Source organism: Pseudopontixanthobacter vadosimaris (assembly GCF_012979275.1).
Classification (GTDB): Bacteria; Pseudomonadota; Alphaproteobacteria; order Sphingomonadales; family Sphingomonadaceae; genus Pseudopontixanthobacter; species Pseudopontixanthobacter vadosimaris.
The window spans coordinates 1-11,972 of record NZ_JABASZ010000011.1; the positions used below are offsets into that span (position 1 = coordinate 1).

Below are 11,972 nucleotides of genomic sequence, written 5' to 3' on the forward strand. Positions count from 1 at the left end.
AACCGCCGCCGCCGAAGCCGCCATCCCGGCCCGAATTGGCCGCCGCATTGAGCGCGCTCCACAGCACGACCTGGCCGATGCCGGACGCCATGCCGCCGCGATAGCGCCTGCGGCTGCCCCGAGCGCCGCCGCCGCCGAACAGGAACATGAAAGCGACGATCAGCACGATCCAGAAGAAGACTCCGCCGATGTTCGCTTCATCCGAACTTCCGCCGCCCTGCGCCTCGGCTGCGGCGGCAGCTTCGGCGATGGCTTCCGCCGTGGCCGGCTCGGCATCGAGTATCTCGCGTATCTGCGTGACCGCCGCCACTATTCCGCCGGTGAAATCGCCTTCACGAAACGCCGGCACCATCGTGTCGCGGATGATCCGCCCCGACAGAGCATCGGTCAGTCGCCCCTGTACGCCGCGAGCGGTCGCAATGCGGATTTCCCGTTCCTGCTGCGCCACCAGCAGCAGCACGCCTTCCTCGGTTTCGGCCCCGCCGATGTCCCATGTCTCGACCAGCGTCTGAGCGTAATTTTCGATGGGCTGCCCGCCGAGGCTGGGGACGGTGACAACGATGATCGCCCGCCCGGTCGCCTGGTTATAGGCGCGTAACTCGCCTTCCAGCGCCGCCTGCTGCGCCGGGTCGATGATGTTCGCCGCGTCGAGCACCGGTCCTTCGGGGCGTGCGGGGATGTCCTGGGCCGCTACTTGCCCGATCGCCAGAATACAGGCCGCACAGGCGGCGAGCACCAGCTGAAGCAGAAGCGAGTATCTTCGCGCTGCAGGGCAGGCATTCGGATGGATCGCGTTCAGCGCGGTCAGTTCCCGGCTCCCGCTGTGCCGCCCATGCCGTCGAAGTTGACCGTTGGCGCATCCTGCGCGCCCGGCGCGGCGGAAAACGGCTCCATCCGTTCCGCGCCGTGGATGATATTGGCCCCGATTGAGGAGGGAAAGGTGCGGATTTCCGTATTATAGGCCTGCACGGATTCATTGTAGCGCGTGCGGGCGACGTCGATCCGGTTCTCGGTGCCTTCAAGCTGCGTCATCAGATCGGCGAAGCGCGCCTGGCTCTGCAATTGGGGGTAGTTTTCCACCACCGTCCGCAATTGGCCCAGCGCCTGGGTCAACTGATTCTGCGCATCCTGAAAGCGCTGGAACTCGGCCGGGTCGGACAGATCGTCGCTGGTGATGTTGATGCTGGTGGCGCGGGCGCGCGCGTTGGTGACATTGCTCAGGATCTCGCTTTCCGAACCGGCGGCAGCGCGGACCGTAGCGACAAGATTGGGCACGAGATCGGCACGGCGCTGATAGGCGCTTTCCACATCGCCCCAATCGGCCAGCGCCGCTTCTTCCAGCGTCGGAACGGAATTGATCCCGCAGGCCGACAGCGCGAGCGATGCGCCGATCAGGCAGGCGGTGCGGCGAATTGTCTTCATCTTCATGACCATGTCCTTGCTCTGGCCAGCCGTTGCCAGCCCTGTGCGGCGGCCCGTCAGAACGCCGCAGATATCTGTATTGCCGGATTAGCACACCTTGGCAGCGAGGCAACAGGGGGAAAGCGCATGCCGCACGCCCTTGCACCCTTGCTGCGGCGATGGCATCGGTGCGATGAGCGGCCCGCTTCCGGCGCGGCGCTTTCGGCATCTATTGGCGGGACGATCGTGTGACGTTTCTGGACGAATTCAAGAAATTCATCGCACGCGGCAATGTCCTCGACCTGGCCGTCGGCGTGGTGATCGGGGCAGCCTTCGGCAAGATCACCACCTCGCTCACCGAAAGCATCCTGATGCCGCTGATCGGCTGGATCTTCGGCGATGTCGATTTTTCCAACTGGTTCATCCGGCTGAGCGAAATTCCCGCCGGTTACACTGGTGCCGCGGACAATTACGCGCAATTGAAGGAAGCCGGGGTGGCGATGATCGGCTATGGCGATTTCCTGACTCAGATCACCAATTTCCTCATCCTCGCTTTTGCGTTGTTCCTGATCGTCCGCATGGCCAACCGGATCATGGATTCGGCCGAGGAAAAGAAGAAGGAAGCCGAAAACACGTCGGATGTGCAGGAGGTCGCGACCGATCCGCAGCTCGACGTGCTGAACGAGATCCTGGCCCAACTGAAGCAGGACGGCAGGGCGGCTCCGCCAGACACTTCACATTAAGGAAATATCGCCTATATGGGTGCTGTCGGTTTCGGCCGGCTATGGCGATAAATTGCGGTGTGCAATAAGCACAACGGACCCGGGGGCAGTACCCGGCGGCTCCACCACAAATCGCGCGAAAGCGTGGTTTCTGACGGGGCCGAACTAGGATCGACGTGTGCCCAAAAGCACTGTTTTCGCCCGGGTTGAGAATCCCCGTTAAAAGCTCGCAACACACAAGTGCCAATGACAATGAAGCACTCGCAATCGCCGCGTAATTTTAAGGCCTAGCGGCCTGAATTTACAAAGCTAAGCGCGGTTGGACTCACCGGGCAACAGAAGAGTTACGGGGCTCCGGGGGTAGCTAGCAACAGAAACCCCCACCTTGGATTCCAGTGCAGATGTACCGCAGGAAAGCCGCCTTTTCACGCCCCTGTAGCCATCGCGCGCTATTTCGCAGGCGCATCTTCCCCCGCGCGCTGCTCATTCTCCAGTCGCACACAGTCGAGGATCTTGGCGCCGCCCAGGAACACCGCGCCCGTGCAGGCGAGGAACAGCAGCACGCCGCCCATACCGGGAAATTCGACCAGATACGCCTTTCCACGCTCCACCGCGCCCAGCGCCAGGGCGAAGATGATCATGAACGCTTCCCAGCGTGTCTTGATCGTGAACAGTCGCTTTATCCTGGGCAGCACATCGAACCTTTCGTTAACGACCTGCAACGCAAACACCGTGCCATTGCCCGCATGCCGTGCGATGCGATGGTTAACACCGCCCGCGACGTTAACGCATTGTAAACCACGCCGGCACTCTGTCCATACTCCGCGCCCGATCAGGCGAGGTCGCCAAGATCCAGAAGGTCGAGAAGCGCGGCGCGGGCGGCGACCACCTGCTGTGCAAGTGCGGGATTGCCGACCGCCGATGGTTCGATGCATTCGGGCCAGTGCCTCTCGACGACGCGTGCGATGGCGTCGGCCTTGCCTTCATCGAGCAGGAAGCGCGGATCGACCGTGGCGGGGTCGCAGGCGACGCGCAGCCGCAGGCAGGCGGGCCCGCCGCCATTGGCCATGCTCTGCGTGACGTCGACGGGGGTGACCCTGCGGATCGGTCCATTTCCTGCCTCCATCCGGTCGAGAAAACGGCGGACCGCCGCGCTGTTCCAGCTTTCCATCGGCACCACCAGCGCCATGTTCCCATCCGGCAAGGTCACCAGCTGTGCGTTGAACAGATAGGTCGCGATGGCTTCGGCAAGGCTGACGTCGCTTGATGGAACCTCCACCACCTGCAGTTCGGGAAACGCTGCGCGGATCGCCTCATAGGCACCTTCCCGCTCGGCGAAGGCTTCTTCATGCGTGAACAGCACGCGCCCGTTGGCGACGGAAACGACGTCGTTGTGAAACGCCCCTGCTTCGATAGCGGCAGGGTTCTGTTCGATGAAGATCGTGCGCTCCGGCGAAAGGCCGTGCAGCCGGGCGACCGCGCGGCTGGCCTGAAGGCTCTGCCGCGCCGGAAAAGCGCCGCCGGGGCGGCCATAGACGAAGACTTCGACGCCGGGAGCCGCATGTTCGGTGCAAAGCCGCATGTGATTGGCGGCGCCCTCGTCGCCGAAGAACGGGGGCACGGCATCATGCAGGGCAAAGGCGGAGTCGTCGGCGAAAGCCACGGCAAGCTGCGCCTTCGTGTCCCGCCATTCCTGCGCCCGGTGCGGCATGGTGGCGAGGTTGGCCGGGGTGAGGTGGCAACGCCCGTCCGCCGTATCGGGCGCGGGGCTTACCGTCGCCGCATTCGCCGTCCACATGGCGCTGGCCGACCATGCCGCGGCAACGAGCGGCCGGTTCTCGCGCTCTGCCGCATCGCTTTGCGTCAGTCCCAATCGGGCGAGGAAACTCTCGTTCGGGCGGGGCAGGGGCAGGAGAAAGCCCTGCGGCAAACCCAATGCCATGTTGGCGCGCATCTTCGCCAGCCCCTGCAGCGCCGCCGCACGGGGGTGCGATATGTCGCCTGCATGGCTGGTCGCGGCGAGGTTGCCGAGGCTGAGACCGGCATAATTATGCGAAGGGCCGACGATGCCGTCGAAATTGATCTCTCGCAGTCTGGCGTGATTCATCGTGCAACGCTCCAGATCGTGTCGCCGGGTTTCACATCCAGCAGGTCGGCCGCGCTGGCATCGATGGCGATGGTGCCGTCCTCCTGCATTTCGCGCGCGCCGTAGCAGGCGCGGAACCCGGTCAGCCGGCCTGTGGCCAGCAGGGCTTTCTCACCCTTCGCCAGCCGGACTGCGGAGATCTCCGCCCCATTTGCCTCGCGCACGCTCTTCACGGCATCGGTACGGGCGATCATGCTGGGGCCGCCATCGAAAATGTCGACATATCCTTCGTAGGAGAATCCCTCGTTCTCCAGCATCCGCATGGCCGCGCGGCCCGATGGATGCGGTATGCCGATGGCGCTGCGGGCAGCCTTCGACAACATGGCGACATAGATCGGGTGCTTGGGCATCAGATCGGCAATGAACTGGTTGCCCGTGACCGAATTGAAATGATCCGCCTCCTGGAAGGTCATTCCGAAGAACCGGCCCGCCACCCCGTCCCAGAACGGCGATCCGCCCCCTTCGTCGATGATGCCGCGCAATTCGGCCAGAATACGATCCGCGAACCGAGCGCGGTGCATGGCAATGAACAGGTAGCGGCTGCGCGCCAGCAGCAGGCCCAGACCACCCGCGCGCTCGCCGGGGTGCAGGAACAATCCGCCAACCTCGGCGCAGCCTTCGAGGTCCGTTGTCAGGCTGAGCAGCTCGGCCCGTACCGTGCGGTCCAGTTCCTGGCTGTGCTGGGTGATCGTGTTCAGGCGATAGGAATAGAACGGCCAGCGCTGGCCCACCTGGCTGAAGATCTGGCAGGTGCCGCGCACTTCGCCCGATTCGGCATTTTCCAGCACCAGCACGAATTGTTCGTCGGCAAGGGTATCTTCCTGCCTCTGGAATGCCGTCGCTGCGCGGGCCAGCTTTCCGCTCAGCGAATCGCGGTCAGGCGGCAGGTTGGTGAAGCCGCCGCCGGTCAGTTTCGCCATTTCGTAAACGGGTTCGAGGTCGTCCGCCCGCGCGGCCCGCAGGCGGAAGGTCACAATCTGTCTCCCGATGCGATTTCCCGCAGGACCAGCGCCGAGAGAGCCGCCCTTTCGCGCAAAGAGGATACGATCATGAATTCATCCGACGAATGGATCTTCCCCCCGCGCACGCCCATGGTGTCGACCACCGGCACCCCGCAGGACGCGATATTGTTGCCGTCACAGACGCCGCCGGTGGCTTGCCAGCCGATGTCCTGCCCCAGCATCCGCCCGCAATCGTGGACGATATCGAACAGCTTCTGCGCGCGCCCGTCGACTGGCTTGGGCGGACGGGTCACGCCGCCATGCAGTTCCACGCCGACGTCATGCGCCTGCCGAACCCGGCCCATCAGTTCCTGTAGTTGCGCTTCGAAGCGTTCCCCGGCGCTGGGTTCGCGGGGGCGGATGTTGAAGCGCAGGACGGCGATATCGGGCACGACATTGTTGGCCGCGCCGCCGTCGATCTTCGCGGGGTTTACCGGGCAGTCCTGCGTTTGCGCTTCCTTCAGTCCCACGGCAAGGGCGGCTGCGGCGACCAGCGCATTGCGCCCGTCCTGCGGGTTGCGCCCGGCATGGGCGCTGCGCCCGCGCACGATCAGCGAATAATTGCCGGTGCCGCCGCGGGCATGAGCCAGCGTGCCATCGGGCAGCGCGCTGGGTTCATAGGTCAGCGCCGCCGCCTTGCCCTGCGCCAGCGTCTCGATCAGGCTGCGCGACGACAGCGATCCCGTCTCCTCGTCCGAATTGACGAGAACGTCGTAGCCGACCTTCGCCGCGGCGTCAGAACCCTCGAACGCCAGCAAGGCGTGCAGCATGACGGCGAGCCCGCCCTTCATGTCGGCAGTGCCCGGGCCGTTGATGATGTCCTCATCCGTGCGGGTCAGCGACTGGAAGGGATGATCCGCCGGAAAGACGGTATCCATATGGCCGGTGAGCACGAAGCGCCGTTCGGCGTCAGGGCGCACGCGCAGCACAAGATGCTTGCCGTGTTGCTTTGCAAACTCCTTTCCGTCCGCGTCTATCGCCGTGACCTCGGCCGGTTCGACAAGCTCGACCTCGCCGGGGAGAGCGGAAAACGCATTCGCCAGCCGGTCCGCCATCGCCGCCAGCCCCTCCAGATTGGCGGTGCCGCTGTTGATCGCGGCCCAGTCCTCCACCTGTTGCAGCATGGCGGAATGGTCAATCATCTCGAACAGCGGAGCGGCGGCGGGGTCGATCTTTGTCATGCCCGGCGTCTAGCCCCAGGGCGGCGCGCGGCCAACCCCGTTGCAAATATCTGCGCACCTGTTCATAAGTCCGGCCGTTCCTCCCCGGAAAGTCAGATCGCCGACCAGACTGCCCGCCTTCACCGGCGGCGCTGCGGCCATGAATCTTGGGCAAGGAACGATTGCATGACCAAATATACGAACCGCGCAGGCCTGAAGGTCGATCCGCAACTGGCCTCCTTCATCGAGGACGAGGTGCTGGCGGCCACCGGCAGGGACGCGGAAGAGTTCTGGAGCGGCTTTGCCAGGCTGCTGGAGAATTTCGCACCCCGTAACCGGAAGTTGCTGGCCACGCGAGAGGATTTGCAGGCGAGGATCGACGAATGGCACCGGCAGCGCCGGGGCCAGCGCCACGATGCGGACGCCTATCGCGCCTTCCTGACCGAGATTGGCTATCTCGTGCCGGAACCCGGCGCTTTCACCATCGGCACGAAGGCCGTGGACGCCGAGATCGCGACCATGGCCGGGCCGCAGCTGGTGGTCCCGGTGCTGAATGCGCGCTTCCTGCTGAATGCCGCCAATGCGCGCTGGGGCAGTCTCTACGACGCCTTTTATGGCACCGACGCACTGGATGCCGAACCTGCAAGACCGGGCGGATATGACGAAGCACGCGGTGCTGCGGTCATCGCCAGAGGGCGCAATTTCCTGGACGAGGCGCTGCCTCTCGCCTCCGGAAGCTGGTCCGATGTGACGGATGTGGCGAAAGCGGAACTGGCGGACCCTGCACGCTTCGTGGGCCGGACGCAGCGCGGCTTTCTTTACCGCAACAACGGCCTGCATATCGAGATCGTAGTGGATCCCGGCAATCCGATCGGTTCAGGCGACAGGGCCAGCATCGCCGATATCGTCCTCGAAGCGGCGCTGACCACCATCGTCGACCTGGAAGATTCGGTCGCGGCCGTCGATGCCGAGGACAAGCTGGTCGCCTATCGCAACTGGCTCGGCGTCATCCGCGGCGATCTCGAGGAACGCTTCGAGAAGGGCGGCAGGAGTGTCACCCGCGCCCTGGCGGAGGACCGGCAGGTGACCTTGCCCGATGACAGCACCGAAAACCTGCCCGGACGCAGCCTGCTGTTCGTGCGCAATGTCGGCCACCTGATGACCAATCCGGCGATCCTCACCAGCGACGACGCAGAAGTGCCCGAAGGAATCATGGACGCGGTGGTCACCAGCGCGATCGGTGCCATCGACGTCGCCGGAAAGGGGCGCTTCGCCAACAGCCGCGAAGGCAATATCTACATCGTGAAGCCCAAGATGCACGGGCCTGCGGAATGCGCCTTCACCAATGATCTGTTCGACGCAGCGGAAGATCTGCTGGGCCTGCCGCGCCACACGATCAAGGTCGGCATCATGGACGAGGAACGGCGCACCAGTGCCAATCTGGCCGCCTGCATCCACGCGGTGAAGGACCGGATCGTCTTCATCAATACCGGTTTCCTCGACCGCACCGGCGATGAAATCCACACCTCGATGCAGGCCGGGCCGATGGTGCGCAAGGGGGCGATGAAGAACAGCGCCTGGCTGCGCGCCTACGAGGCTCGCAATGTCGCCATCGGCCTGGCGCACGGCCTGTCCGGCAAGGCGCAGATCGGCAAGGGCATGTGGGCCGCGCCCGACCGGATGGGCGCGATGATGGAGGAGAAGATCGCCCATCTGCAGGCCGGCGCCAACACCGCCTGGGTGCCGTCGCCCACCGCCGCGACGCTGCATGCGCTGCATTACCACGCGCTCGATGTGTTCGCACTGCAGGAGCGGTTGACCGCCATTCCCGGTCTGCATGAATTGCTGACCATTCCGCTGGCGGAAGGCACGAACTGGAGCGAGGAAGAAATTCGCGACGAACTCGATAATAATGCGCAAGGATTACTCGGCTATGTGGTGCGCTGGGTGGGGCAGGGCATCGGCTGTTCCAAGGTGCCCGATATCGACGACATAGGCCTGATGGAAGATCGCGCCACGCTGCGTATTTCCAGTCAGCACATGGCCAATTGGCTGCTGCACGGTGTCTGCACGCGCGAACAGGTAATGGATTCGCTGAAACGCATGGCGGCAAAGGTGGACGCGCAGAACGAGGGCGATCCCGGCTATGTCAGAATGGCGCCCGATTTCGACGGAGTGGCGTTCAGGGCGGCCTGCGACCTGATGTTCGAAGGCGTTTCGCAGCCCAGCGGCTATACCGAACCGCTGCTTCACGAATGGCGGGCGAGGGCGAAGGCGGTCTGCTGAAGGTTCAGGACAGCTGACGCGCCAGCGCCACGAATTCGGCGATGGTCAGGGTTTCGGCGCGGCGCTGCGGGTCGATCCCATTTTCCTCCAGCGCTGCCAGCGCGCCGGGCACGCCTTTCAGGCTCTGCCGCAGCATCTTGCGGCGCTGGCCGAAGGCGGCTGCGGTGACTCGTTCCAGAACACCTGCCGACACGCCCTGCGGCATGTCCGCCGGCGTGACATGGACGATGGCGCTCATCACCTTGGGCGGCGGGGTGAAGGCGCTGCGATGCACCTTCAGCGCAAGCCTCGCGCCGGATCGCCACCGTGCCAGCACCGACAGCCGGCCATATTCCGAACTGCCCGGGGCCGCGACGATGCGCTTTGCCACTTCCTGCTGGAACATCAGCGTGAGCGAGCGCCATGCAGGCGGCCATGCCTCACCCCCCATCCATCCGGTGAACAGGGCCGTGCCGACATTGTAGGGCAGATTGGCGACGATGTCGTATTCGCCTTCGATCAGGCTGGCGGGCGTGATCTTCATCGCATCGCCCTGGATCACCCGCAGGCGACCGGGATAGGCCTGCTCGAGTTCCGCCAGGGCGGGCAGGCAGCGGGCGTCCATCTCGATGGCGGTAACAGCCGCCCCTGCGCGCAACAGCGCACGGGTCAGCCCGCCGGGGCCGGGGCCGATCTCCAGCACTTGCCGTCCCGACAGATCGCCCGGAATGGCGGCGATCCGGTCGAGCAATTGCGCGTCGAACAGGAAGTTCTGGCCGAGCGCCTTGGACGCGCTGAGGCCGTGGCGCGCAATCACCTCACGAAGGGGCGGCAGGTCGCTCACAAGTCCTTCTGTTCTGCCAGACGGCGTGCTGCACATTCGCCCGCCATGCGGATCGCGGCGATGGTCGCCCCCGCATCGGCCAGACCCTTGCCCGCGATGCCGAAGGCGGTGCCGTGATCGGCTGAGGTGCGGATGATCGGCAGGCCGAGCGTGACGTTCACGCCCGCATCGAAATCCAGCGCCTTCAACGGGATCAGCGCCTGATCGTGATACATGCAGACCGCCACATCGTAACTGGCGCGCTGCCGGGCCGCGAACAGCGCATCGGCGGGATGCGGGCCGCTGACATCGAACCCTTCGGCGCGCAGACGGGCGATGGCCGGGGCGATGATCCGTTTTTCCTCGTCTCCGAATTTTCCGCCTTCGCCCGCATGGGGGTTGAGACCCGCCAGCGCGATGCGCGGGCTGTCGATGCCGAAATCGCGGGTCAGCGCGCGGGCGGCGATGGCGGTGCGGCGGTGGATAAGCTCCGCCGTCAGCAGGCGCGGCACCTCCGCCAGCGGGCAATGCACGGTCAGCGGGATGGTGCGCAGCGTCGGCCCGGCCAGCATCATGACCGCATCCTGCGGCGCGATGCCGCAGGCATGGGCGAGATATTCGGTCTGGCCGGGATGGCCGAAGCCGATCCCGGCAAGGGCATGTTTGGCGACCGGGCCGGTGACCAGCGCGGCAGCGGCACCGGACAGAGCGAGACCGCAGGCTTGCTCCAGCGATGCGAGAGCGAGCGCTGCGCCTTCAGTGAATGGCTTGCCCGGTTGCCATTTGACATCGTGATGGCTGGCAAGAGGCAGGACGGGCAAACCTTCGTTGAAAGCGTCAGCTGCGTCGCCCGCATCCGAAATGCAGACGATGGGCACGTCGATACCGGCATGGCGCGCCGCCGCCGCCAGCAGACCGGCACCGCCTGCAACGAAGAAGGGGGGCAGCCCGCAGGCCTCGCGACCTGCCCATGCCGCCGCAATCAGTTCCGGGCCGATGCCCGAAGGATCGCCGAGCGACAGGACGAGCGGCGGGGCAATGATGGCGGCGCTCTCCGTCCGGTCAGTTATACTGGATCAGCGCATCGTTGCGCAGATCGCGCAGATAACGCTGGGCGCGCTTGTTCACCCGTTCGTCCTCGAGCTGCGACATCAGCGTGTTGAAATCCGGCCCGGCCTGTTCCTGCGGATCGTCCCGGCCGCACAGCAGCAGCACGCGCACGCCGTCCTCCACCGAACCGAAGGCCGGGCTGGCCTGCCCGATCTGAAGGTCGAGCATCGTCTGCTGCAATTGTTCCGGCAGTGCGCGAACGCGAATCTGGTTTTCGACCACCTCGGCCCCGATCGATTCGGCGGCACGTTCGGCATCGCCGCAACCACGGATCGACTGCACCGCACCGGCAAATTCCGCTACCCGCCCCGATGCCTGTTCCTGCGTGCTGCCGGGTGCGAAAGTGATCGAGATCTGCTTCAGCGACAGCAGCGCATCGCGCGGGTCGGCCATCAGCACCTGCCTGCGGTCGATCAGGTAAAGGATCGACAAACCGCCCGGAATGGCGATCGGGCCGACCAGCTGGCCGGGCTGCATTTCCTTTGCCACCGTGGCGAGTTCGCCCGGCAATTGGCCGAGCCGCACGAATCCCAGATCGCCGCCGACCGCCGCCGTCGATGCTTCGGAAAACTGCCGAGCATAAGCGACGAAGCTGCCGCCCTGACGCAATTGTTCGATGATCCGCAGCGCATTCTGTTCGACCGCCTCGGCATTTTCCGCCGTGGCGGAAAGGAAAATCTCGCCCAACCGGTATTCCTCGGTGCCGCGCGAGGCTTCCAGCCGCTGCAGCATCTCGTTCACCTCTTCTTCGGCGACATTGATGAAGGGTGAGACATTCCGGCCGATCAGCCGCTGCCAGGCCAGTTCGCCGCGAATCTGCCGCTTGAGCGAGGCGGCGGAGGAACCGATGGAGGCGAGATATTCATCCATCGCTTCGGGCCGGGTGCCGAAATTCTGCGCCGCCAGACGATTGTAACGCTGGTTCACCTCATCCTCGGTAATCGGCATTTCCTGTGCCGCCGCTTCCTGGATCTGCAGCGTCTCGTCGATCAGATTGCGCAGGATCTGCTGGCGCAGGCGCTGCAATTCGGCTTCGGGGATCTCGCCCTCGGACGTCGATGCCACCAGCGCGACGCGGTGGTCCACATCGGTGCCGGTAATGACGGCGCCGTTCACCATGGCGGTCGCCTTTCGCAGATCGGGATCGTTCTGCGACAGCATCGTGACATTCGCGGGCAGGTCCAGCGAGTTGCCCGACACCGCATTGGATGCAGACCCCGCAACTTGCGCGGAGGCGGCCAGGGGGGCTGCCACCAGGCCGAAGGCCGAGAGGCCGGCCAGCGCACGGCCAAGGCCGCATTCAGTCTTGAAGAAGGTTCTGATCACGTAAATCCATCCATTTGC

The 11,972-nt window shown here is 64.8% G+C and carries 11 protein-coding genes and 1 other RNA gene; 3 read left to right on the top strand and 9 right to left on the bottom strand.

What is annotated here, in order from left to right:
* Together HG250_RS01830 and HG250_RS01835 are read right to left on the bottom strand one after the other, a co-directional pair.
* Window positions 1-736: TPM domain-containing protein (locus HG250_RS01830; protein ID WP_170002266.1), on the bottom strand; the 736-nt coding region annotated here is incomplete at its 3' end.
* Window positions 737-804: 68 nt separating this feature from the next.
* Entirely contained in the window at window positions 805-1,428 is a 624-nt protein-coding gene (locus tag HG250_RS01835) for a LemA family protein (RefSeq protein WP_420821302.1), read from the bottom strand.
* A gap of 221 nt (window positions 1,429-1,649) precedes the next feature.
* Between HG250_RS01835 and mscL the strand changes: the two genes are divergently transcribed.
* Window positions 1,650-2,144: a large conductance mechanosensitive channel protein MscL gene (gene mscL, locus HG250_RS01840; RefSeq protein ID WP_170002268.1), complete on the top strand. Its 495-nt coding sequence runs from the start codon at window positions 1,650-1,652 to the stop codon at window positions 2,142-2,144.
* Window positions 2,131-2,472, top strand: a transfer-messenger RNA (tmRNA) gene (gene ssrA, locus HG250_RS01845). The genes mscL and ssrA overlap by 14 nt, the downstream gene beginning before the upstream one ends.
* 100 nt (window positions 2,473-2,572) lie before the next feature.
* On the opposite strand, the gene HG250_RS01850 is transcribed toward ssrA, so the two are convergent.
* The 4 genes from HG250_RS01850 to HG250_RS01865 all read right to left on the bottom strand — a co-directional run bounded on the left by HG250_RS01850 (window position 2,573) and on the right by HG250_RS01865 (window position 6,451).
* Window positions 2,573-2,764 carry a hypothetical protein gene (locus HG250_RS01850; protein ID WP_205763494.1) on the bottom strand — a complete coding sequence of 64 codons (192 nt, stop codon included), beginning with the start codon at window positions 2,762-2,764 and terminating at the stop codon, window positions 2,573-2,575.
* 191 nt (window positions 2,765-2,955) lie between these two features.
* Window positions 2,956-4,230, bottom strand: coding sequence for an N-succinylarginine dihydrolase (locus HG250_RS01855; protein ID WP_170002270.1), 1,275 nt, complete (start codon window positions 4,228-4,230; stop codon window positions 2,956-2,958).
* Window positions 4,227-5,243 (bottom strand): arginine N-succinyltransferase, encoded by a 1,017-nt coding sequence (locus tag HG250_RS01860; RefSeq protein ID WP_170002272.1) that lies wholly within the window; start codon window positions 5,241-5,243, stop codon window positions 4,227-4,229. Before HG250_RS01860 ends, HG250_RS01855 begins: the two co-directional genes overlap by 4 nt.
* A complete protein-coding gene (locus tag HG250_RS01865; protein ID WP_170002274.1) occupies window positions 5,240-6,451 on the bottom strand; it encodes a hydrolase in 1,212 nt (403 codons plus the stop codon). Before HG250_RS01865 ends, HG250_RS01860 begins: the two co-directional genes overlap by 4 nt.
* A 165-nt stretch (window positions 6,452-6,616) precedes the next feature.
* On the opposite strand from HG250_RS01865, the gene HG250_RS01870 reads away from it, so the two are divergent.
* Entirely contained in the window at window positions 6,617-8,716 is a 2,100-nt protein-coding gene (locus tag HG250_RS01870; protein ID WP_170002276.1) for a malate synthase G, read from the top strand.
* 4 nt (window positions 8,717-8,720) lie between these two features.
* Here HG250_RS01870 and rsmA read toward each other — a convergent pair whose 3' ends face one another.
* From rsmA to HG250_RS01885, 3 genes are read right to left on the bottom strand one after another with little or no spacing between them, the layout of a single operon-like run.
* A complete protein-coding gene (gene rsmA / locus HG250_RS01875) occupies window positions 8,721-9,539 on the bottom strand; it encodes a 16S rRNA (adenine(1518)-N(6)/adenine(1519)-N(6))-dimethyltransferase RsmA (protein WP_338103819.1) in 819 nt (272 codons plus the stop codon).
* Window positions 9,536-10,558 (bottom strand): 4-hydroxythreonine-4-phosphate dehydrogenase PdxA, encoded by a 1,023-nt coding sequence (pdxA, locus tag HG250_RS01880; protein ID WP_170002345.1) that lies wholly within the window; start codon window positions 10,556-10,558, stop codon window positions 9,536-9,538. Before pdxA ends, rsmA begins: the two co-directional genes overlap by 4 nt.
* A gap of 22 nt (window positions 10,559-10,580) precedes the next feature.
* Complete coding sequence (locus tag HG250_RS01885; protein ID WP_338103820.1) at window positions 10,581-11,954, bottom strand: peptidylprolyl isomerase; 1,374 nt, start codon at window positions 11,952-11,954, stop codon at window positions 10,581-10,583.
* Window positions 11,955-11,972: the final 18 nt, after the last annotated feature.

Bases quoted from the DNA above. Each gene is read 5' to 3' on its own strand.
- HG250_RS01835 (WP_420821302.1), bottom strand. From the start codon at position 1,428: ATGAAGATGAAGACAATTCGCCGCACCGCCTGCCTGATCGGCGCATCG.
- HG250_RS01850 (WP_205763494.1), bottom strand. From the start codon at position 2,764: ATGATCATCTTCGCCCTGGCGCTGGGCGCGGTGGAGCGTGGAAAGGCG.
- HG250_RS01855 (WP_170002270.1), bottom strand. From the start codon at position 4,230: ATGAATCACGCCAGACTGCGAGAGATCAATTTCGACGGCATCGTCGGC.
- HG250_RS01865 (WP_170002274.1), bottom strand. From the start codon at position 6,451: ATGACAAAGATCGACCCCGCCGCCGCTCCGCTGTTCGAGATGATTGAC.
- HG250_RS01870 (WP_170002276.1), top strand. From the start codon at position 6,617: ATGACCAAATATACGAACCGCGCAGGCCTGAAGGTCGATCCGCAACTG.